Source organism: Saccharothrix sp., from assembly GCF_031180885.1.
GTDB lineage: Bacteria > Actinomycetota > Actinomycetes > Mycobacteriales > Pseudonocardiaceae > Actinosynnema.
Genome location: NZ_JAPSLK010000041.1, coordinates 24,066 through 43,567 on the forward strand (window position 1 = coordinate 24,066; position 19,502 = coordinate 43,567).

A 19,502-nucleotide genomic window follows, 5' to 3' on the forward strand; every position below is an offset into this window, starting at 1 on the left:
CAGGCGGGCGCGAAGCCGTCACAGCAGGAAGCTCAGCCGCTCGTCCGCCATGCCCGGCGCGATCTCGAGGACCTCCGCGCTGACCACGTTCTCCGCCACGAACGGGTCCGCGGCCACGCGCTCGTCCAATTCCGCGCGCGTCACGCCGTGCGCCAGGATCGCACCGCCGAGGCCCGGCTGGATGCTGCCGGCCAGCAGGAAGACCCCGTCCTCCCGACCGCGTCGGAGCCACTCCGCGTGGCCGTCCATGTGCCGGCCCGCGGCGTCCTTGTTGTCGGAGAAGCGGAGGAGGACGACGAACATCGGTTCTCTCATCTCTTGTAGGTGCTCATCTCGAGTAGGTGCTCAGCCAGTCGCGCATGCGGTCGACTTCCCGCCGGACGAACTCCTCGTCGCGGTAGGCGTTGGACAGCACCGCGACGCCCTGGCTGAAGGTGAGCACGTGCATCGCCAGGTCATCGGCCTGGTCGGCGTGGCCCAGCAGCGCGAACTGGTCGCGCAACCAGGTGCGGAACACGGTGAACAGCTCGCGGGCCCGGCCGCGCAGGGCGTGGTCGAGCTTGGCCAGTTCGGTGTTCAGGGTGCCCACCGGGCAGCCGTGCGCCCGGATGTCCGGGCCGTTGGTCACGACGATCTCGACGAACCGCATGATGCGGTCGGCCGGGTCGTCGTGCTCGGTTTCCCACTCCGCCAGCATCCGGCGGGTCGAGGCCACCCTGGACTCGATCACCGCGTCGAGGATCGAGTCCTTGGACTTGAAGTGGTAGTAGAAGTTGCCGCGCGACAGGCCGACGGCCGCGCCGATGTCCGCGAACGACGTGTGCTGGTAGCCGCGCTCGTAGAACAGCCGGTCCGCGATCTCGACGATCCGGGCCCGGGTGACTGCCGAACTCACCGCATCCCCTTCCGGTCGACCCGTCTCTAGGACGCTTGTCCTAGGCAGACCGTAGGACAAGCGTCCTAGAAGATCAAGCGAGTTGGTCCCGGCGAAGACGGCCGGCTAGCGCGGGGTGGGTACTAACCGGGGTGCGTCAGCGGATCGTGGTCACGCCGACCGGAGGGAGGCCGACCGCAGTCGCCATCACGTCGTAGAAAGCGCTGCCGTGGGCAGCCAACTCGGCGTCACGGGCCGTCCAAGACGCCCGCAGTTCCAGGTCGTCGGTGCGCGCCGGCCCGGCGATGTCCCCGAAGCGCGCCGAAGAGGTCTGGGTCACCGTGCCGCCCAGCGCCAAAAAGTGCGCACCGGCCGTTTCCAGCGCCTCCACCAGCCACGACCACCCCACCTCGGGCAGCAACGGGTCGGTGGCCAGCTCCGGGTCCAGCTCCACCCGCACGTACGCGACGAGCCGGAACACCCCCGACCACGCCTCCACGCCGTCCGGGTCGTGCAGCAGCACCAACCGGCCGGTGGACAGCTCGTCCGCAGGACCGGTCGCCTCCGCGGTCAACGCGAACGCCCAGGGTGCGAGGCGCTGCGGCGGGCGCACCTCGGTCAGCTCCAGCTCGGGTCGGGTTCGCACCGACTTGAGCGTCGCCACCGCCCGCCGGAACAGTTCGGGCTCCGCCGCCAGTCCGGTCACATCTGGGGACTGTATGCCTCCGCGGGGCCGCACGGGAGCGCGGCACGCCGGGACCGGACGGCCTCGCGGCAGCGCGGCACGCCGGGACCGGGCAGCGTCCGGCGAGCCGCCCGTGGGAGCATGGGGATCGAGATGAGTGACAACACCACCGCACCGCTGCTCGTCGCCGCCCGCGGCGGCACACCGTCGCGGACCCCGGTCTGGTTCATGCGCCAAGCGGGGCGCTCGCTGCCCGAGTACCGCGAGGTGCGCGCCGGCACGGCGATGCTCGACGCGTGCATGGACCCCGAGCTGGTCTGCGAGATCACCCTCCAGCCGGTCCGCCGGCACGACGTGGACGGCGCGATCCTGTTCTCCGACATCGTGGTGCCGCTCAAGGCCGCCGGTGTCGACCTGGACATCGTGCCCGGCACCGGTCCGGTGGTCGCCAAGCCCGTCCGCACCCGCGACGACGTCGACCGCATCCCGGTGCTGGAAGCCCACCAGGTGCAGCCGGTCGCGGACGCGGTCGAGCTGCTCAACGCCAAACTCGGCGACGTGCCGCTGATCGGGTTCGCGGGCGCGCCCTTCACGCTCGCCTCCTACCTGGTCGAGGGCGGGCCGTCCAGGCACCACGAGCGCACCAAGGCGCTCATGCACGCCGACCCGGAGCTGTGGCACGCGCTGCTGGCCCGGATCGCCGACATCACCGCCGAGTTCCTGCGCGTGCAGGTCGAGGCGGGCGTCAAGGCCGTGCAGCTGTTCGACTCGTGGGCGGGCGCGCTGTCCGAGCGGGACTACCGGGCGTTCGTGCTGCCGCACTCCAAGCGGGTGCTGGAGAGCGTGACGACCGTGCCGCGCATCCACTTCGGCGTCGGGACGTCCGAACTGCTGCCCGCCATGCGCGAGGCCGGCGCGGACGTCGTCGGCGTCGACTGGCGCACCCCGCTGGACGTGGCCGTGCGCCGCCTCCAGGAGGCCGCGCCGCACCTGCCCAAGCCCGTCGTGCAGGGCAACCTCGACCCGGCGGTGCTGTTCGCCGGCGAGGACGTCGTGCGCCGCGAGGTCGACCGGATCGTCGAGGAGGGGCGCGCCGCGGCCGGCCACATCTTCAACCTCGGTCACGGCGTGCTGCCCGACACCGACCCGGACGCGATCACCAAGGCCGTCGAGTGGGTGCACCGGGCGAGATGAGAACGCTCCACGTGGCGGTGGTCGGGGGCGGGATCTCCGGCCTGGCCGCCGCGCACCGGCTGCGCTGCCTGCTCGGACCGCAGGCCCGCGTCACGGTGCTGGAGCAGGCCGACCGGCTGGGCGGGAAGCTGCGCACCGCCGAGGTGGGCGGCCGGCTCTTCGACGTGGGCGCGGAGGCGTTCCTGCACCGCCGGCCCGAGGCGCGCGAACTCGTCGCCGAGCTGGGCCTGGGTGAGCAGGTCGTGCACCCGACGCGGTCGCCGTCCGCGATCCGGGCGGCGGGGGAGCTGCGGTCGATCCCGGCGCACACGCTGATGGGCGTGCCGGCGTCGGTCGAGGCGGTGCGGCAGGTGCTCAGCCCGGCCGGGCTGCGGCGGGTCGAGGCCGAGCCGGCGCTGCCGCCGATCCGGTTGGACGGCGCGGACGTGTCCGTGGGGGCGCTGCTGCGCGCCCGGTTCGGTCCCGAGGTGCCGGACCGGCTCGTCGGTCCGCTGCTGGGCGGGGTCTACGCCGGGCGGGCGGACGGCCTGGGCCTGCGGGCCACGATGCCGCAGCTGGCCACCGCGCTGGACTCCGGAGTCGGCTCGCTGCTGGCCGCCGCCGCGACGACGATGCCCGCTCCGCCGCAGCCGCACGGCAAGAGCACGCCCGTGTTCGGCACCCTGGTCGGCGGGCTGTCCACTGTGGTCGAACGGCTCGTGGCGCGGGCGGCGGCCGAGGTCCGGTTGGGACTGCCGGTGCGCGCGCTGGTCCGGCGCGAGCACGACTGGCGTTTGGAGATCGGAGCCCCGACCGCACCCGACGTGCTGGACGTGGACGGCGTGGTGCTGGCCGTGCCCGCGCCCGCGGCCCGCAAGCTGCTGGCCGACGTCGTCCCGGCCGCGTCGAAGGAGTACGCGAAGGTCGAGCTGGCGTCCATGGCCGTGGTCGCCCTGGCGCTGCCGCCGGGCACCGAGCTGCCCGACCGGTCCGGCACGCTGCTGGCCGAGGGGGAGCGGCGCGCCGACGGGACGCCGTTCAGCGCCAAGGCGTTCACCTACTCCAGTCGCAAGTGGGCGCACCTGGCCGGCGAGCCGGTGCTGGTGCGCGGCAGCGTGGGGCGGCACGGTGACGTGGGCGTGTTGCAGCGCGACGACGAGGACCTGGTCGCGGCCGTGCGCGACGACCTCCGCGAGCTGACCGGGATCACGGCCGCCCCGATCGACACCCTGGTCACCCGGTGGGGCGGCGGTCTGCCCCAGTACGGCGTCGGGCACCTGGACGTGGTGCGCGGCATCGAGGACGCCGTCGCCGAGGTGCCCGGACTCGCCGTGGCCGGCGCCACGCTGCACGGTGTGGGCATCCCCGCGTGCATCGCCACCGGCGACGCGGCGGCGGCACGTGTCGCGGCGCACGTCCTCGGCCGCGTCCGCTGAGTGAGAGGATTGGGGACATGGCCCGCCTGAACTACAACGAGCTGAACGACACCATCCGCTACACCATGTGGTCGGTCTTCCGCGTCGAGCCCGGCCGCCTCCCCGAGGACCGCGGCCCGGCCGCGACCGAGGCGCAGGACTACCTCGACGGCCTGGAGTCCAAGGGCGTGGTGGTGCGCGGGGTGTACGACGTGGCGGGTCTGCGCGCCGACGCCGACTTCATGATCTGGTGGCACGCCGAGGAGATCGAACAGGTCCAGGCCGCGTACACCGGCTTCCGCCGCACCGCGCTGGGCCGCGCGTCCACGCCGGTCTGGAGCCAGGTCGCGCTGCACCGGCCGGCGGAGTTCAACCGGAGCCACATCCCGGCGTTCCTGGCCGGCGAGGACCCGCGCAAGTACGTGTGCGTGTACCCGTTCGTGCGGTCCTACGAGTGGTACCTGCTGCCGGACGAGGACCGGCGGCGCATGTTGGCCGACCACGGCAAGGAAGCCCGGGACTACCCGGACGTGCGGGCGAACACCGTGGCGTCGTTCGCTCTCGGGGACTACGAGTGGATCCTGGCCTTCGAGGCGGACGAGCTGCACCGGATCGTGGACCTGATGCGGCACCTGCGGGGGACCGAGGCGCGGCGGCACGTGCGGGAGGAGATCCCGTTCTACACGGGCACGCGCATTCCTGCCGCCGAGCTGGTCACCAACCTGCCCTGACATTGTGCGAAAGGGGCGCTCCCGTCGTGGGAGCGCCCCTTCCTCCATGTCAGGCCGTTACTTCTTGATCTTGTAGGCCCGGATCAGCGTGTGCTCGAACGTGTTGCCCTTGCTGTCCGCGCCCTTCACGCGCAGCGAGGCGAACCCTTCGGCGTCCCCGTTCTTCACGAGTGCCGACCGGCCGACGACCGGGGCCTTCGACCACGTCTTCCCGTCGTCGAACGAGACCTCGACCTCCAGCCGCGTCACGCGGCCGTTGTCCGCCCCGCCCTGCTGCTGGACCACCAGCGGCACGCGCAGGACGCGACCCGCCGGAGCCGAGCCCGACGCGTCCAGCTTCGGGGTGAAGCGGACCACGGTCAGCGGCAGGGGCTTGAAGTCCTCGCCGGCCACCGTGTCGGACTTGAAGGTCCAGGCGCCGCTCACCGCCGTGCTGAACTCCGAGATGCCCGGGGCCCGTTCGGCTTCCGTCTCCACCTTGTACGTGGCCTTGCCCGCCGGCAGGCCCTCGAACAAGCCGTTGGCCGGGTACTCCGTCTCGCCGACCTTCACGCCCTCCCGGTAGAGGGTGGTGCGGGCCTTGGCGATGTCGGAGTCGCCGGTGTTGCCGTGGCCGTCGCCCCAGAACGGCAGGCCGAAGCCGAGGTCGTTGCCCTTGCGGGCCAGGTGCAGGGCGTCCGGGGCGACGATCGAAGGGCCGTAGACCGGGGCCAGGAAGTGCTGGTCGTACTCCTTGCCCTGCCGGTAGTCCCGGGCCTGGGTGCTCAGGATGGCCTCGAAGCGGTTGTCCGGGCTGAACTGGACGAACGCCCAGCTCCAGCCGACGCCCTCGGTGCTGACGTAGTCGACCGCCTCGCCCGGCGCGGTCACGTCGGACAGGACCGCCCAGCCGCCGCCACCGCCGGGGACGACGGCGTTGCCCGCGTAGCCGAACGTCCGGTCGGCGGGGCCGGCGCCGAAGTGGCCCTTGACCTTGGCCAGCTCCTTCAGCTGCGGCGCGCGGACGAAGCCGGTCGGGACCTTGCCCGCCTCCGCCCACGCGAGGCGGTAGGTGACGGCCGCCTTGTCCTGCGGGGCGCCCTTGGCCTGGCTGCCGATGGACACGCTCAGCTCATCGGCGGGGAGTTCCGGGCCGAGGTGGGCCACCGACACCGTGTCGCCGAATCCGCCGAGGAACACGAAGCCGAAGCCCATCCGGCGCCCGTCGAAGGTCCGGGTGATGCCGATGTCGCCGATCAGCTCCTCGGCCGCCGGGTCCGGCACGGTGATCTTCACCGGCTTGGTGGTGCGGGCGTCCACGACGATCTCGCCCGGGCCGGAGACGGTGAGCTTGGACTGCGGCAGGAGCGCGGTCTTCTCCTTGTCCGTCAGCACGTCGTTGAACGCGAAGTACTCGCCCTTGGGCAGCCGCACCTTCGCCACGCCGTCCACGACCCGGGGGATCGCGAACGCGTTGTTGCTCAGGCCCACCATCAGCGAGCCGGCGTCGACGGCGGGCTTGCCGTTGGCGTCGGTGTACTTGACCGCCAGGTCGTAGCTCTCGACCTCGCGGTTCACGCCCAGCGGGGTGCGCTGGCCGTTGGAGGCCACGACCGCGCCGGAGTACGAGCCGTCGACGGTGCCGATGCGCGTGTCGGAGGTGACCGACACGGTGGCGGTGCCGCCGCCCGGGACGGTGACCTTGTTGGCGCTCAACGTGAACAGGCCGGCGGGCGCGGGCTTGCCGTCCGGACCCCTGGCGTCGAGCGTGAGGTCGAGGGTGACCGGCTGGGTGCCGGCGTTGCGGTAGGTCAGCTCCTTGGTGACCGGCTTGTCGTCGTCGTGCGGCCACTGCTGGAGGCCGAAGCCCAGGCTCACCGGGTCCGTGGTCACGGTGTTGGTGATCGCCTTGGCCAGGTCCACCCGGCCCGAGCCCTGGTCGAACGCGGTCAGGTCCGGGTTGTGCTTGGCCGACGCGGTGAGCGCCGCCTTGAGCTGCGCACCGGTCCAGTCCGGGTGCTGCTGGGCGAGCAGCGCCGCCGCGCCCGCGACGTGCGGGGTGGCCATGGACGTGCCGGACAGGGCCACGTGCGTCGGGTCGACCGGGGTGCCGATCTGGCCCGCCGACGACTTGGCGGCCACGATGTCCACGCCCGGCGCGGTGATGTCGGGCTTGACCGCGCCGTCGCCGACGCGGGGGCCGCGGCTGGAGAACGGGGCGATCTTGTCGTCGCGGTCGACCGCGCCGACGGTGAGGGCGGCGTCCGCGCTGCCCGGCGAGCCGACGGTCTCGGGACCGCCGGAGTTGCCCGCGGCGATCACGAACAGGGTGCCCTTCTCGGCGGACAGCCGGTTGACGGCCTCCTCCAGCGGGTCGATCTCGGGCGTGTCACCGCCGCCCAGGCTCAGGTTGACCACGTCCGCGCCCTGGTCGGCGGCCCACTGCATGCCGTCGAGGATCCAGGACTCGGCGCAGCCGTTCATCACGCACACCTTGCCGTCGAGCAGTTGCGCGTCCGGCGCGACGCCGCGGTACTTGGCGTCCTTGCTCGCGATGGTGGCGGCGACGTGCGTGCCGTGGCCGACGGTGTCGGTGGCGTCGGGGTCCTCGGTGAAGTTGCGCTCGGCGACCTCCTGGCCGGCGAGGTCGGCGTGCTTCTCGTCCACGCCGGTGTCCAGCACGGCGACCTTGACGCCCTTGCCGGTGAACCCGGCCTGCCACGCGGCGGGCGCGCCGATCTGGGCGGTGCTGCGGTCCAGCACCGGCTGGCGCAGGCCGTCGAGCCAGACCTTGCCGACGTTCGGGTCGTCGACCAGCGCCCGGTACGCGGTCGTGGCCTCGGCCTTGGCGGCCCGTGCGGCGACCGCGCCCACGGCCGGCAGGTCACGGGTCACCCGCACGCCCGAGGCGGCGCGCACGGTGCCCGGGTTGCCGGTGACGATCAGCGGGACGTGGTCGCGGTTCGCGTCGTCGTAGCCGGCCTCGACCAGGCCGGTGACGTCGAACAGCCGCAGGTCGAGCTTGCCCTCGGCGATCGGGCGCAGCGCGTCGCGCGGCACGACGTGCAGCCGGCCGTCCTTCTCGAACGTCTGGAACGCGATGTTCTCCCGGCCCGGCCCCTTCGCCAGCGCGCCGACGCGGTCGCCGTTGAGCACGACGCGGTCGCCGGTGACGAGGGTGACGGACTTGGGCTCCCCGTGAACGGTGTCGCGGCCCGCCGGGGCGGGTGCGGCGCTCGCCACTCCCGTGCCCCCGGCCATGAGGCCGATCGACAGCGCGGCGGCTCCCCACGAAACGCCACGCTTTCCGGATCTCAACACAGATACCTCCCGAATCTGGTTGCGGCGCGCCTGTGGACGCGCGTCGGGAGGCACACCTGACCAGCGGTGGCGGCGGTGACCGAATGGTGATGAGACCCCCCAACGTCATCGACGCTATCCACCCTTGCGGGTGAGATCAGCGTCTCATTGAGCGACATGCCGTCACTCGATCGGACCACTAGTCGATCACGAACTGTGGCGTTATTCCTCGCGCACCGAACCGTCGGGCGCGACCACGACACCCGCCTGGGGGCCGCCCGTTCCGCAGCCCGGACCGTTGGGCTCGACCATCTTCGGCGTGACGGTGATCTGCTGGTCAACCACCGTCTTGCCCGCCTTGTCGGCCAGCTTGAGGGTGACCGTGACGGGCTTGGCGGGCAGGTCGGGCACCGGCACGTAGGCGTGCTTGCCACCAGTTGGGACGGCGCTCGCGCCGCACACGCTGTCCGGCGAGTCGCCCGTGCAGGTCTCGCCGACGGTCTTGGACGACGGCGACAGGTGCAGTTCGGGCGTGACGCACTTGCCGTCCCAGCACACCTCGATGGCGCCGGTCTCCACCGTGGTCAGCTCGACGTCCACGCCGAGTCCCACGAGCGCGCCGATCGCGGTGCACGGGCGGCCCGCGCCGACGTCCCCGCAGGCGGCGGTGAGCAACAGGGCGCCGAGCACGACGAGTTTCCGCATGGTCCCGGGACGGAACGAGACCGTGATCAGGTTGCCCGCCGCCACCAACGCCTTTTCCGCGGCGGGGCCAGTTCCCCTTGTGCCACCGCCCATTCGGCGAACGCGGCGGCGTCCTCGCGGTACCGGCTGCCGGCCTGGCGTGGGTGGGCGCGGGCGTAGGTGTCGAACAGCGGCCGGAACTTCTCGCCCAGCGCGTCGGCCACGTCGGGGCGCAGCATCGCCACGATCCCGCGCCGCTTGTTCAGCAGCACCCGTGCCTCGACGCGCAGCCGTTCCGGGTCGAACCCGGGTGGCGGCGCGCCGTCGCCCAGCAGCGCCCGCAACAGCTCGGCTTGTCGCGCCGCAAGCCTTTCGCGCTGCGGCCGGGTCACGCCAGCACCGCCCGGATCGCGGCCAGCTCACCCGCCAGCTCGGCGTCCGACGGGTAGTCGTCGTCGCGCTCCAGCAGCACACCCGGTGGGTCGACCCGTTCTTTGAGCTGCCGCAGCACGTCCAGCACCTCCGGGAGCACGGCGTGGGCGTGCGTGTCGTGGTAGACGCCTTGGTGTTCCCGGCCGCCCGCCACGTGCACGTATGCCAAGCGCTCCAAGGGGATCTCGTCGAGGAAGCGGCCGACGTCGGTGCCCAGGTTGCGGGCGTTGGCGTAGAGGTTGGCCACGTCGACCAGCAGCAGGCAGTCCGTGCGCTCGACGAGTTCGGCCAGGAACCGGCCCTCGGACAACTCGGCGTCGGGCCACTCCAGCAGGGCGGCCACGTTCTCCAGCGCCAGCGGCACCGGCAGGTCGGCTCGCGCGGCCTTCACGTTGGCCACCAACACGTCCAGCGCCTCACGTGTGCGCGGCACCGGCATGAGGTGCCCGGAGTCCAACCCGCCCGCGCGCACGAAGCACACGTGGTCGCTGACGAACGGGGCGTCCAGCGCCTCTGCCAGCGCGCCCAGGTGCGCCACGCGGTGCGCGTCCACGGGGTCCGCGCCGCCCAGGCTCAGCGAGACGGCGTGCGGCAGCACCGGCACGCCGCGCCCGCGCAGCACCCGCACCGACTCGGGCAGCCGGTCCGCGTGCAGGTTCTCCGCTACCACCTCGACGAAGTCGACGTCGAGCCGTTCGACGGTCAGGTCGATCTCGGGTCGCCACCCGATGCCGACACCCAGCCCTTCCACCACCCACCCACTCTCCCCCGCGGCGGCGGGGCCAGCGAGGCGAGGGCGGCCTCCGGCACGCCCACCGCCGTTCCGAACCGGCTTGCGGTCCTCCGTCACCGCCGCACCGCCCCGGAGACCGCCCCGGCCACTGCGATGCCGCGTCCTCCGGCGTCAACACGCGTCCCCCCGATCAGTCCCCACCCCCACCGCCGCAACCCCCGCCACCGCACGACGAACCGCTGTCGGAGGACGACGACGACCCGCTGTCCGAAGAAGAACCGCCGCAGCTGCTGCTCGAACAGCTCCCGCACCCACTGCCGCACGAAGCGCTGCCGCTGGACCCGTCACCCTTGCGCCGCCGCCGCAGCCCGGCCGCCGCGACCGGGTCGATGCCCAGGACCTGCCACACGAACTGCTTGCCCACCTTGCCCAGCAGCCCGTAGTACGCCACCAGCGGCACCGGCTGCGAGGTCACCACCCCGGCCCCCAGCCGCCGCACCGTCGACCGCCCGGCCCGGGTCAGCGGGCGCACGTACGGCGAAGTCACCCCCGTGGCCACCATCAGGCCGACGAACGCCGAGAGCACCGTCCCGAACGTCAGGTCGCCGAAGAGCGACCACAGCACCAGGCCGATCCAGCTCAGGAAGAACACCCGGCGCACCCACCGCACCGCGCGCACCGACCCGGCCGAGCGCACGTACCCGCTCTCGACCAGGTTCTGCCGCAACGACTGCGCCTCGACGCTGCGCGCCCCGGCCACGACCAGGTCGCCCAGCGGGCGCGGCACGGACCGCAGCACGAAGGTCTGCAGCGGCGTCCACGACCGCGGCAGCCCCTGGACGGCGCTCACCAGGCCGTTGCGGGCGATGCGCAGGGCGCCGGCCTCCACCAGGGACACCACGGCCACCTCGGTGGCGCGCCCCGGCCCACCGGCCAGGAAACCCTGCTGCTCGGGCCACAGCTCAGCCGAAACTCCCGAAGTCGACGTCCACGAAGTCGCCACCGTCATCCTCCAACCACTGCGAGGCCAACCAGCCACCCGCCAGCCAGCCGCCCGCGACCAGCCAGCCGTTGCGCTGACGCCAGCGCCTCGGCTCGACGACCACGACCCGCTGCCCCCGTCGGGGGATCGGTGCATCCGACGTCTCGGCGGACCTGATCGGTTCCGCCTGCTCGCCGTCGAAAACCGCTGTTTGCGCCCGTGCCGACCCCTTGGGCGGCACGGGCACAACAGCTGTGCGGACCAGGCCGTAGCGGGCGGTCACCTCGGCCGGGTCGACCGGCGCGAGACCCGCGGTGGCCTCCTCGAACGCCCGCGCGCCCGACCTGGTCAGGACGGGCGGCGGACCCAGCGACAACACCACGGCGGCCAACGCGGTGACCGACAGCGCGGTCGCGGTCACCCAGCCGCCCGGCGTCGTCAAGGCGCCGACGACACCCAGCACCACCAGTGGCAGCACCGCGAGCACGGCCCGCCACAGCCGCCGTCGCGGCGCCACCAGCAGTCCGGCCGCGACCAGGCCGTGGCCCAGCTTGCGCGCCGGTCCGCTGGTGGCCGCGGCGACGACCAGTTCGTCCAGGTCCCGCGGCTCGTCCAACCGGGCCAGCAGAACCGCTTGCAACTCCGAGACCGGGCCGGGTTCCTGTCCCGGCACGGCGGTGACGGCGTACCCGGCGGCCTTCGCCCGGTTGTCCGCCACCAGCCCGGCCACCGCCACCTCGACCGCCCGCACCGGGCCGCCGCCGAGGTAGCCGATCTCCTCGAAGGTCAGCGGCCGGGTCGGCGGCGACCCGGTGACCCGCTTGAGCAGGAGGCCGAACAGGAACGCCGCCACGAGCGCCGGGCCGTACCACCACAGGAACCCCATGCCGCCCAGCCTAGGAGCCGCCACCGCCACCGCCGCAGCCGCCGCCTCCGCCGCAACTGCTCCCGCCGCCGTCGTAGCCCCCTGACCCTCCGTCGTGGACGCCCGCCGCGCCGGTCTGGAAGCTCGCGGCCCGGCCCACGCCGAACAGCGCGCCACCGCGCGTGCCGTGCAGCCAGCGGCTGGACTGGCGCTTGGGCTTGCCCGTGGTCAGCGCGGCGTAGCGCTGACCGGCGGCGGCGAGCGGCGAGTCCGGGTGGTGGGCGAACCCGTCGAGGGCGACCAGCCCGGCGGCGCCCGCCGAGCTGATCACCCCCGAACCCCCGGTGCCCTCGCCTGCGCGAGCCCTGGCCACCGCGCGGGAACCCCGGGCGGTGCGCTTGAAGCCGTCGACCCGCAGCAGCAGGCCGACGAGGATGCCGCTGAGCACGAGCTGGAGCGTCAGCCAGCCCACCGGCGCGCCGATCAGCAGCCCGTTCGCCCACCGCACCGCGCCCACGGCCATGAGCAGCAGCAACGGGACCACGCCGATGCGGTAGTGGCGCTTGAGCACTTCCGGCGCGAGCAGGTAACCCTGGGCGGCGAGCGCGCGCCCGAACCCCCTCGGCGCGTCCTGCTCGGACACGGCCGTGAACAGCAGTGACAACGTCCGGTGCCGGTAGCGCGCGGCGTCGGTGAGCACCGCCTGGTCAACGGTGTCGTCCGCGACCGGGTCGCCCACGACCCGCACCGCGCCGTCCCGCGCCGGGCGCAGCTTGCCGGACTCGATCAACGCGGCGACCGACGTCTCGACCACGCGCCGCGGTCCGCCGGTCAGGTAGGCGATGTCGTAGAGGCCGAGCGAACCTGCGGGGGCGCTGTGGCGCTTCCCCCGCAGGCGCACTCGGACGACGATCGCGAAGGCCAGCGACGCGGCCAACGCGATCCAGTACAACTCAAGGAATTCCGGGCCTGACAGTCCCCACGGTCGCGCCACGGTCCACCCCCTGTGGGCCTCGGCGGACTTGTGGTCCGCCGACACTGGAGACGCAATCGTGTGCTTCAGGCCACACCCCGGCAAGGGTGCTTGAGCAAGCCTTAGGGTTGCTCTTCTCGCACGTCAGGACGAGGAAGCGCCGTCCACGCCGCCCGAGCCCTCACCGTCGGTGCCCTTGAGAACGCGCATGTTTCCTCCCAGGTTGGAAATCGACATCTTTCGGAGCAACGCCATCAGTCTGCTCGACCGCCGGGCGCTTCGACCAGACGCAAGCTGATCGAGTTGATGCAGTAGCGCTGGTCGGTCGGGGTCGGATAGCCCTCACCCTCGAAAACGTGCCCGAGGTGGCTGTGGCATGTGGCGCAGAGCACTTCCGTGCGGACCATCCCGTACGCCCGGTCCTCGCGCAGGATCACCGAGTCCGCCGCGAGCGGCGAGAAGAACGAGGGCCAGCCGCAGTGCGAGTCGAACTTCGTGTCGCTGCGGAACAACTCGGCGCCGCACGCGCGGCAGGAGTAGACGCCCTCGGTCTTGGTGTCGGTGTACTCCCCGGTCCAGGCGGGCTCGGTCCCCGCCTCGCGCAGCACCGCGTACTCCTTGGGGGTCAGGATCTCCCGCCACTCCAGTTCGGAGTGGACCACCTTCGGGGTGGCGCCGACGACAGGTTCCATACCTCCACGTTAATCGAAGAACGTGGACACGATCTCGCCCAAGCCGAACCACACGCTGACCGCCACGCCGAGCAGGATCAGCAGGACCACGACCACCGCCGACAACCTGCGCAAACCCCCGGCCCGGTTGGCCGAGTCGGCGAAGTTCTCCACGCCCGCGAGGTACCCCTCGACGGTGAAGGCGGGCTGCTCGCGGCGCATGTTCTTCAGGTGCTCGGCGAACGCCTTGGTCTCGGGGTCGTCGGGGTCGAGGCCGATCAGCTCGTCGTCGAGGGGACGTAGCCCGTCATCGAGCCCGTTCGGCCGTTCGTCCGGGAAGTCGGCGGCGCGGGAACTGCCCATGGCCCCAGCGTAATCGCCCCTTCAACCACACCCCACCCCACAAACCCGCACCTCCTCCGACGCCCGGCCACACGCCACCACCCACGCCCGCCTGCCGCTGCGCCCGCCCGCCTGCCGCTGCGCCCGCCTGCGCCCACGCCCGCCTGCCGCTGCGCCCGCCAGCGCCCGCTTGCCTGGCTGCCTGCGCCTACTTGCCCGCGTCTGGCTGGCTGCCCGCGCCGGGTGGGCTGTGCGGGGCTGGCTGTGCGGGGCGTGGCCTCCGGCCCCCGGTTCCATTGTCCCACGGGGTACCGACAAAACCGCTGGTCGCGGTGGTCAGACCAGGGCGGGGGAGGGGCGGACCGCGCCCACCGTGCGGCCGTGGCCGAGGACCGGGACCGTGGCCAGGTCGTCGGGGGCCTCGACGCCGAGCTTCCGCAACGCCGCGACCATGACCACCGCCCGCGCCCGGCTCGACCCGTCGGCGATCTTGCACGCCACCGCCTCACCCGTCGGCAGCGCGATCGCGTACACCCCCTCCGCCCCGTCCTTCGCCACCGCACCCGGCAGGGCCCGCATCAGCCGAGTCACGTCCCGGTCCGTCCCGCCGACCCACTCCGGGTGCCCGCTCATGGCCGCGGCGATCCGGCGTTCCAGCGGGTCCGTCGACGTCGTGATGCGGGCAAAAGCCCTGGCCAGACCGGTCAGGCTGATGCCGAACAGGGGCGCACCGCAGCCGTCGACGCCCTCCGCCCCGATCCGCTCGCCGGCCAACTCCTCCAACGTCTCCCGGATGGCCACCTGCAACGGGTGCCCGAAATCGAGGTAGGTCTGCGTCGGCCAGTCGTTGTGCACGCAGGTGGCGAGCATGGCGGCGTGCTTGCCCGAGCAGTTCATGTACTTCGGCTCCTTGCCGCGCCCGGCCCGCAGGTGGGCGCGCAGCGCGGCCTCGCCGATGGGCAGGTCGGGGGTGCACTGGAGGTCCGCCTCGGTCAGACCGGCGCCCGCCAGGATCCGGTGCACGCCCTCGACGTGGAAGTCCTCGCCGGAGTGGCTCGCGCACGCCAGGGCGAGCAGCTCACCGTCCAGGTCCAGCCCCTGCCGCAGCATCGCCAGCGCCTGGATCGGCTTGTTCGACGACCGCGGGTAGGTGACGTCGTCCGGCCGCCCGACCCGCAGGGCCGCGTCCCCCGAACGGTCCAACGCGACGACCGAGCCGTGGTGCACGGACTCCACGAAGTCGCCCCGCCACACCTCGGCCACCAACTCGTGCGCCATCAACGCCGCCTCCCAGACCAACTGCCAACTGTCGACAGTTAACACCTTCGGCCCGATCTGTGCTAGGGAGACGTTCGTGACACTTCCCGTGCACCACAGCCTCGCCGGACAGGCCGTGGACGCGCTGCGCGAACTGGTGCTGACCGGCGAGATCCCGCCCGGCGCCCGGGTCAACGAAGTGGAGATCGCCGCCCGCCTGGGCATCAGCCGCGGCCCGCTGCGCGAGGCGATCCGCCAACTGGCCTCGGAGAACCTGCTGGTCCTGGTCGCCCACCGGGGCGCGCACGTCCCGACCGCGACCCGCGAGGACGTCCGAGCCCTGTTCGAACTGCGCACGGCCCTCGAATGCGCCGCCGCCGAACTGGCCGCGTCCCGCCGCACCGACGCCGACGTCACCCGCCTGCGCGAGGTCTGCGCCGAGTCCCGCCGCACGTACCAGGCCGGTGAACGCTTCCCCTACCGCCTGGACCTGGCCTTCCACCAGGCCCTCCTGGGCGCCGCCCGCTCACCGCACATCGCCGAGCAGGTCAGGCTGGTCCAGCAACGGGTCGTCCTGCTCCGCAGCGGCCTCAAGGACGACCCGCCCCACCAGCACGCCTCCCTGGACGACCACGACGCCCTGGTCGACGCCGTGGCCGCCGGCGACCCGTACCGGGCGAGCCTCACCATGCGCAAGCACCTCGCCCGCGTCTGCGCGCAAATGCTCGCCGAGAACTGATCACCCTGACCGCCCATTTGCGGTTTACCGGACGTATGCCGTTCTTTCGGTGGGTGACAATAAATCGGGTGAATTCCCGGCACGTGCCTTTCGCGCCGCCGCCCGGACGACTCCACTGGTCGACGCAGAACCCCGCTCGACCCCGAGAGGACCCGACATGCGCATCTTCCGCAAGATCGTCACCGGCACGGCGACCGTCGCCGCCGCGCTGCTCGCACTGGCCGGCACCAGCGCCGCGACACCCGCCCCGAGCGACGACCGGGCCGTCAAGTGCGAGGCCACCAACCACCCGGCGAAACGCATCGACAAGAACGTCTGGAAACCCGACGCGCCGACGAAACGCCTCCCCGCGGGCACCAAGGCCGGAAAGATGAACGCGGGGAAGAACTATTTCTACTGTCAGCGCGACTGGGGTGAGAAGCACCGGGTGACCGTGGGCGGGTGGACCAACACCTGGTGGGCGCTCACCGACGACGACAGCGGGTTCAAGAACGTGTGGCTCAACGTCGTCTACATATCCGGCGGCAACAACAACAAGCCGGTGCCCGGTCTGCCGCAGCACGGGTGACCCGGCGATCCGGGCGGGTCTTCCGCGCGAAGACCCGTCCGGCGCGGCGACTAGCCCAACGTCCCGGTGACCTTCGCGTGCCCCTTCAACAGGTTGCGGGCGATGGTCCGGCGCTGGATCTCGTCCGTGCCCTCGTAGATGCGCAGCAGCCGCAGCTCCCGGTACCACCGCTCGATCGGCAGCTCCCGCGTGTAGCCCATGCCGCCGTGGATCTGGAGCACCCGGTCCACGATCTCGTTCGCCTTGATCCCGCCGTACAGCTTCGCGATCGACTGTGCCTGCCGCGAGTCCGCGCCCTGGTCCACCAGCCAGGCCGCGTGCAGCACCAGCCAGCGCAGCGCCTCGATCTCCACCGCCGAGTCGGCGAGCATCCACTGGATCGCCTGGTACTCCGCGATCGGCTGCCCGAACGTCACCCGGTTCTTGGCCTGCTCGACCGCCATCTCCACCAGCCGCTCGCACGACCCCAGCGCCCGCGCCGGCAGCAGGTACCGGCCCTGGCCGATCCACTGCATCGCCAGCCGGAAGCCGCCGCCGACCTCACCGAGCACGTTCTCCTCGGGCACCCGGACGTCGTCGAACACCAGCGCCGCCGGACCCCACTGGCCCATGGTCGGGATGGGCTCGGACTTCCACCCCATGTCCCGGTCCACCAGGAAGCACGTGACGCCGCCGTCCGCGCCCTTGTCCTTGTCCGTCACCGCGAACACCATCACGAAGTCGGCTTCGTTGCCCTGCGTGATGAACGTCTTCTCGCCGTTGATCACCCACTCCGACCCCTCCTTGCGGGCCGAGGTGCGGATGGCCTTCGCGTCCGAGCCCGCGCCCGGCTCGGTGATCGCGAAGCACGAGATGCGCTCGCCGGAGATGGTCGGCAGCAGGTAGCGCTGCTTCTGCTCGTCGTTGCCGTGGAACAGGATGTTGTCCGCGTACCCGCCGAACCGGAACGGCACGAAGCTGCGCCCCAGCTCCTGCTCGACCAGCGCGGTCATCAGCGCGCCCAGGCCCATGCCGCCGTACTCCTGCGGCGTGAGGACGCCGAAGAACCCGGCCGCCTTCGCCTTGTCCTGCAACTCCTTCAGCTCGTCGCGGCGCAGACCCGGCTCACCCGCCCGCTCCCGTCGCAGCACCTCCGGTTCGAGGGGCACGACCTCCTTGCGCACGAAGGTCCGGACCCAGTCCCGGATCTCCTTCTGCTCGTCGCTGAGCGTGAAGTCCATGCCCTGCCCCTCTCGAAGTCAGACGAACGCGTTGATGCCGGTCAGCGCCCGGCCGATGAGCAACTTCTGGATCTGGGTGGTGCCCTCGTAGAGGGTGGTGACCCGGGTGTCGCGCAGGTACTTGCCGACCGGGTACTCGTCGACGTAGCCGTACCCGCCGAAGACCTGGATGGCGTTGTCGGCCACCCGCACGGCCGCCTCGCTGGCGTACAGCTTCGCCATCGACGCCTCCGTGGAGAACGGTTCGCCCCGGTCGGCGAGGTCCGCGCAGCGCCACGTGAGCAGCCGCGCCGCGTCGGTCTCCACCGCCATGTCCGCGAGCAGTTCCTGCACGAGCTGGAACCCGGCGATGGGCTTGCCGAACTGCTGCTCGCGCTCCTTGGCGTACTTCAGCGCCGCCTCCAACGCGCCCCGCGCCGCGCCGACGCACCCCGCCGCGACCGACATCCGGCCCCGGTCGAGCGTCGACATCGCGATGCGGAACCCGGTGCCCTCCTCGCCGAGGCGGTGCTCGTCCGGGACGCGGACGCCGTCCAGGGTCAGCTCGGCGGTGGCCTGGCCGCGCATCCCGAGCTTGCCCTTGATCTCGCGGGCGGTGAAGCCGGGGGAGTCGGTGGGCACGAGGAACGCGGTGATGCCCTTCGGACCGGGTCCGCCGGTGCGGGCGAACACCAGGGCGACGTCCGCCCACGTCCCGTTGGTGATGAAGACCTTCGTGCCGGTGATGACCCAGTCGTCGCCGTCGCGGACCGCTTTCGTCGCCAGCGAGGCGGCGTCGGAACCGGTTCCGGGCTCGGTGAGGCCGAAGCAGCCGACCAGTTCTCCCGCGCACAGGCCGGGCAACCAACGGCGCTTCTGCTTTTCCGTGCCGTGCTTGAAGATGGTTTTCCCGACCAGGCCGAGGGAGACCGAGACGATGCCGCGCACCGCCGAGTCGCCGCGCGCGACCTCCTCCAGGACCAGGCAGTACGCGAGGTGGTCGCCGCCGGAGCCGCCGTACTCCTCGTCGATCCCCAGGCCCAGGAAGCCGACCTCGCCCAGCGCGGGGACCAGGTCGCGGTCGATCGCCTCGTCCCGGTCCCAGCGCGCGGCGTGCGGGACGATGCGCTCCTCGGTGAACCGGTGGGCCAGCTCGCGCAGCTGCCGGTGCTCGTCGGAAATGGCCAAGTCCACCCCGGTGACCTCCTGACCGAACAGTGTTAGGTTATCTAACGTAGGGGCGGACCCGAACCGAAGGCAAGAGGAGAACGATGCCGAGGAACCCGATCCTGAGTGCCTCGCGCATCCGGGCCGCCGCTCTCCACATCATCGACCGGGACGGGCTGGACGGCCTGTCGATGCGCAAGCTGGCCGCCGAGCTGGGCGTGCAGGCGGCGTCGCTGTACGGGCACGTGAGCACCAAGGACGACCTGCTGCACGAGGTGGCCAGCGAGATCCTGGAGAAGGTCGACGTCTCGGGCTTCTCCGGCGGCGACTGGCAGCACGGCCTCACCATGTGCGCCCGTTCCTACCGCGAGGCGCTGGCCCGGCACCCCAACATCGTCCCGTTCCTCGCCTACGGGCCCGCGCACCGCGAGGCGTCCCTGCGGCGCTTGGACGTCGTGCACGGCGCTCTGGTCGCGGCCGGGTGGACGCGGCGGGAGGCGACCATGATCGCGGCGTCGCTGATGTACCTGGTGTTCGGCGCGGCCCTCAGCTCGTTCTCCAGCGGTTTCTCCGAGGACCAGACCCTCTACCAGGACCGCTACCCGAACCTCGACAAGGCCCACCTGCTGCCCGCCGTCGCCGCCGAACTGGACCGGGACAGCTTCGAGTTGGCCCTGAGCGCTTTCGTCACCGGCCTCGCGGCGCAACGAGTGGCCGCGTCCGACTGAGACCG

The 19,502-nt window shown here is 72.2% G+C and carries 21 protein-coding genes; 6 read left to right on the forward strand and 15 right to left on the reverse strand.

Annotation, left to right across the window (positions count from 1 at the left end; genetic code table 11):
• Nucleotides 1-18: 18 nt before the first annotated feature.
• From RIN75_RS32035 to RIN75_RS32045, 3 genes are all read right to left on the reverse strand, one after another.
• A complete protein-coding gene (locus RIN75_RS32035) occupies nucleotides 19-303 on the reverse strand; it encodes a YciI family protein (RefSeq protein ID WP_309115795.1) in 285 nt (94 codons plus the stop codon).
• Nucleotides 304-328: 25 nt separating this feature from the next.
• Complete coding sequence (locus tag RIN75_RS32040; protein ID WP_309115796.1) at nucleotides 329-895, reverse strand: TetR/AcrR family transcriptional regulator; 567 nt, start codon at nucleotides 893-895, stop codon at nucleotides 329-331.
• A gap of 136 nt (nucleotides 896-1,031) precedes the next feature.
• The gene (locus RIN75_RS32045; protein ID WP_309115797.1) at nucleotides 1,032-1,580 is read right to left on the reverse strand and encodes a DUF3000 domain-containing protein; all 549 of its coding nucleotides are present in this window, start codon (nucleotides 1,578-1,580) and stop codon (nucleotides 1,032-1,034) included.
• Between the two features lie 132 nt (nucleotides 1,581-1,712).
• Between RIN75_RS32045 and hemE the strand changes: the two genes are divergently transcribed.
• The 3 genes from hemE to hemQ are packed head-to-tail and all read left to right on the forward strand — an operon-like array spanning nucleotide 1,713 to nucleotide 4,878.
• Nucleotides 1,713-2,753 carry a uroporphyrinogen decarboxylase gene (gene hemE, locus RIN75_RS32050; protein ID WP_375296049.1) on the forward strand — a complete coding sequence of 347 codons (1,041 nt, stop codon included), beginning with the start codon at nucleotides 1,713-1,715 and terminating at the stop codon, nucleotides 2,751-2,753.
• Nucleotides 2,750-4,168 carry a protoporphyrinogen oxidase gene (hemG, locus tag RIN75_RS32055; RefSeq protein ID WP_309115799.1) on the forward strand — a complete coding sequence of 473 codons (1,419 nt, stop codon included), beginning with the start codon at nucleotides 2,750-2,752 and terminating at the stop codon, nucleotides 4,166-4,168. Before hemE ends, hemG begins: the two co-directional genes overlap by 4 nt.
• 17 nt (nucleotides 4,169-4,185) lie before the next feature.
• Nucleotides 4,186-4,878 carry a hydrogen peroxide-dependent heme synthase gene (gene hemQ, locus RIN75_RS32060; protein WP_309115800.1) on the forward strand — a complete coding sequence of 231 codons (693 nt, stop codon included), beginning with the start codon at nucleotides 4,186-4,188 and terminating at the stop codon, nucleotides 4,876-4,878.
• 57 nt (nucleotides 4,879-4,935) lie between these two features.
• Here the strand turns inward: hemQ and RIN75_RS32065 are convergent, their stop codons facing one another.
• The 10 genes from RIN75_RS32065 to RIN75_RS32110 form a co-directional block, all read right to left on the reverse strand.
• Nucleotides 4,936-8,178, reverse strand: coding sequence for a S8 family serine peptidase (locus RIN75_RS32065; RefSeq protein WP_309115801.1), 3,243 nt, complete (start codon nucleotides 8,176-8,178; stop codon nucleotides 4,936-4,938).
• Between the two features lie 201 nt (nucleotides 8,179-8,379).
• Nucleotides 8,380-8,862, reverse strand: a complete 483-nt coding sequence (locus tag RIN75_RS32070; RefSeq protein WP_309115802.1) for a hypothetical protein — start codon at nucleotides 8,860-8,862, stop codon at nucleotides 8,380-8,382.
• Nucleotides 8,863-8,888: 26 nt separating this feature from the next.
• Complete coding sequence (locus tag RIN75_RS32075; protein ID WP_309115803.1) at nucleotides 8,889-9,233, reverse strand: hypothetical protein; 345 nt, start codon at nucleotides 9,231-9,233, stop codon at nucleotides 8,889-8,891.
• A complete protein-coding gene (locus RIN75_RS32080; RefSeq protein WP_309115842.1) occupies nucleotides 9,230-10,024 on the reverse strand; it encodes a DUF692 domain-containing protein in 795 nt (264 codons plus the stop codon). The genes RIN75_RS32075 and RIN75_RS32080 overlap by 4 nt, the downstream gene beginning before the upstream one ends.
• Nucleotides 10,025-10,196: 172 nt before the next feature.
• Nucleotides 10,197-11,015, reverse strand: coding sequence for a TIGR04222 domain-containing membrane protein (locus tag RIN75_RS32085; protein ID WP_309115804.1), 819 nt, complete (start codon nucleotides 11,013-11,015; stop codon nucleotides 10,197-10,199).
• Complete coding sequence (locus RIN75_RS32090) at nucleotides 10,969-11,874, reverse strand: TIGR04222 domain-containing membrane protein (protein ID WP_309115805.1); 906 nt, start codon at nucleotides 11,872-11,874, stop codon at nucleotides 10,969-10,971. The genes RIN75_RS32085 and RIN75_RS32090 overlap by 47 nt, the downstream gene beginning before the upstream one ends.
• 10 nt (nucleotides 11,875-11,884) lie before the next feature.
• Nucleotides 11,885-12,847: a TIGR04222 domain-containing membrane protein gene (locus RIN75_RS32095; protein ID WP_309115806.1), complete on the reverse strand. Its 963-nt coding sequence runs from the start codon at nucleotides 12,845-12,847 to the stop codon at nucleotides 11,885-11,887.
• 233 nt (nucleotides 12,848-13,080) lie between these two features.
• Nucleotides 13,081-13,518: a peptide-methionine (R)-S-oxide reductase MsrB gene (msrB, locus tag RIN75_RS32100; protein WP_309115807.1), complete on the reverse strand. Its 438-nt coding sequence runs from the start codon at nucleotides 13,516-13,518 to the stop codon at nucleotides 13,081-13,083.
• 9 nt (nucleotides 13,519-13,527) lie between these two features.
• Nucleotides 13,528-13,860: a hypothetical protein gene (locus tag RIN75_RS32105; RefSeq protein ID WP_309115808.1), complete on the reverse strand. Its 333-nt coding sequence runs from the start codon at nucleotides 13,858-13,860 to the stop codon at nucleotides 13,528-13,530.
• Between the two features lie 315 nt (nucleotides 13,861-14,175).
• On the reverse strand, nucleotides 14,176-15,117 hold the full coding sequence (locus RIN75_RS32110) for an asparaginase (RefSeq protein ID WP_309115843.1): 942 nt from the start codon (nucleotides 15,115-15,117) through the stop codon (nucleotides 14,176-14,178).
• 76 nt (nucleotides 15,118-15,193) lie between these two features.
• Between RIN75_RS32110 and RIN75_RS32115 the strand changes: the two genes are divergently transcribed.
• Together RIN75_RS32115 and RIN75_RS32120 are read left to right on the forward strand one after the other, a co-directional pair.
• Complete coding sequence (locus RIN75_RS32115; RefSeq protein WP_309115809.1) at nucleotides 15,194-15,835, forward strand: GntR family transcriptional regulator; 642 nt, start codon at nucleotides 15,194-15,196, stop codon at nucleotides 15,833-15,835.
• Nucleotides 15,836-15,992: 157 nt separating this feature from the next.
• Nucleotides 15,993-16,403 (forward strand): hypothetical protein, encoded by a 411-nt coding sequence (locus RIN75_RS32120; protein WP_309115810.1) that lies wholly within the window; start codon nucleotides 15,993-15,995, stop codon nucleotides 16,401-16,403.
• Between the two features lie 50 nt (nucleotides 16,404-16,453).
• Here RIN75_RS32120 and RIN75_RS32125 read toward each other — a convergent pair whose 3' ends face one another.
• Both RIN75_RS32125 and RIN75_RS32130 read right to left on the reverse strand, forming a co-directional pair.
• Nucleotides 16,454-17,623: an acyl-CoA dehydrogenase family protein gene (locus tag RIN75_RS32125; protein WP_309115811.1), complete on the reverse strand. Its 1,170-nt coding sequence runs from the start codon at nucleotides 17,621-17,623 to the stop codon at nucleotides 16,454-16,456.
• Nucleotides 17,624-17,641: 18 nt separating this feature from the next.
• Entirely contained in the window at nucleotides 17,642-18,796 is a 1,155-nt protein-coding gene (locus RIN75_RS32130) for an acyl-CoA dehydrogenase family protein (RefSeq protein WP_309115812.1), read from the reverse strand.
• Between the two features lie 77 nt (nucleotides 18,797-18,873).
• Between RIN75_RS32130 and RIN75_RS32135 the strand changes: the two genes are divergently transcribed.
• The gene (locus tag RIN75_RS32135) at nucleotides 18,874-19,497 is read left to right on the forward strand and encodes a TetR/AcrR family transcriptional regulator C-terminal domain-containing protein (RefSeq protein WP_309115813.1); all 624 of its coding nucleotides are present in this window, start codon (nucleotides 18,874-18,876) and stop codon (nucleotides 19,495-19,497) included.
• Nucleotides 19,498-19,502 lie beyond the last annotated feature (5 nt).

What these genes read in the sequence shown, in the direction of transcription:
- hemQ (WP_309115800.1), top strand. Translation starts at nt 4,186, where the DNA reads ATGGCCCGCCTGAACTACAACGAGCTGAACGACACCATCCGCTACACC.
- hemG (WP_309115799.1), top strand. Translation starts at nt 2,750, where the DNA reads ATGAGAACGCTCCACGTGGCGGTGGTCGGGGGCGGGATCTCCGGCCTG.
- RIN75_RS32070 (WP_309115802.1), bottom strand. Translation starts at nt 8,862, where the DNA reads ATGCGGAAACTCGTCGTGCTCGGCGCCCTGTTGCTCACCGCCGCCTGC.
- msrB (WP_309115807.1), bottom strand. Translation starts at nt 13,518, where the DNA reads ATGGAACCTGTCGTCGGCGCCACCCCGAAGGTGGTCCACTCCGAACTG.
- RIN75_RS32085 (WP_309115804.1), bottom strand. Translation starts at nt 11,015, where the DNA reads ATGACGGTGGCGACTTCGTGGACGTCGACTTCGGGAGTTTCGGCTGAG.
- RIN75_RS32120 (WP_309115810.1), top strand. Translation starts at nt 15,993, where the DNA reads ATGCGCATCTTCCGCAAGATCGTCACCGGCACGGCGACCGTCGCCGCC.
- RIN75_RS32110 (WP_309115843.1), bottom strand. Translation starts at nt 15,117, where the DNA reads ATGGCGCACGAGTTGGTGGCCGAGGTGTGGCGGGGCGACTTCGTGGAG.
- RIN75_RS32090 (WP_309115805.1), bottom strand. Translation starts at nt 11,874, where the DNA reads ATGGGGTTCCTGTGGTGGTACGGCCCGGCGCTCGTGGCGGCGTTCCTG.
- RIN75_RS32105 (WP_309115808.1), bottom strand. Translation starts at nt 13,860, where the DNA reads ATGGGCAGTTCCCGCGCCGCCGACTTCCCGGACGAACGGCCGAACGGG.
- RIN75_RS32125 (WP_309115811.1), bottom strand. Translation starts at nt 17,623, where the DNA reads ATGGACTTCACGCTCAGCGACGAGCAGAAGGAGATCCGGGACTGGGTC.
- RIN75_RS32135 (WP_309115813.1), top strand. Translation starts at nt 18,874, where the DNA reads ATGCCGAGGAACCCGATCCTGAGTGCCTCGCGCATCCGGGCCGCCGCT.
- RIN75_RS32035 (WP_309115795.1), bottom strand. Translation starts at nt 303, where the DNA reads ATGTTCGTCGTCCTCCTCCGCTTCTCCGACAACAAGGACGCCGCGGGC.
- hemE (WP_375296049.1), top strand. Translation starts at nt 1,713, where the DNA reads ATGAGTGACAACACCACCGCACCGCTGCTCGTCGCCGCCCGCGGCGGC.